General features: G+C 60.2%; 1 protein-coding gene and 1 pseudogene. One reads left to right on the forward strand and one right to left on the reverse strand.

What is annotated here, in order from left to right; genetic code table 11:
• Positions 1-113, forward strand: a pseudogene (locus A9Z05_RS35915) (aldo/keto reductase); the annotation flags it as partial.
• Between the two features lie 19 nt (positions 114-132).
• On the opposite strand, the gene A9Z05_RS37150 reads toward A9Z05_RS35915, so the two are convergent.
• Positions 133-327, reverse strand: a 195-nt coding sequence (locus A9Z05_RS37150) for a hypothetical protein (protein WP_218077800.1), incomplete at its 5' end; no start/stop codon positions are given.

Genomic DNA, 327 nt, shown 5'->3' on the forward strand with positions numbered 1-327 from the left:
CGCCGATCGCGAGCGCGACGTCGCTCGCGCAGCTCGCGCTGCTCGGCGAAGCGATCCGCGTCACGCTCGATCAGGACGACATCCGCCGAATCGACGAAGCCAGCGCGCCGTGAAGGTTCATTGACCACGAGTCTATTCCTGCTCAGATGCCGCCTTTCTCCGTTGCTCAAGGCGAACTGCTCTGGCTGCCTGATAGCGGGGAAGTAGCACCGCAATTTGTTGGGCTAAGTAACAGCATGCGTCGATGATCAGCATTATCAAACCTTCGAGCGTCGCTATTGCTTTCTTGTCGACGTACTTGATGAGGGACGGCGCGGGGCCGCTGCG

Source organism: Burkholderia sp. A2 (assembly GCF_001729305.1).
GTDB classification, from domain to species: domain Bacteria; phylum Pseudomonadota; class Gammaproteobacteria; order Burkholderiales; family Burkholderiaceae; genus Burkholderia; species Burkholderia sola.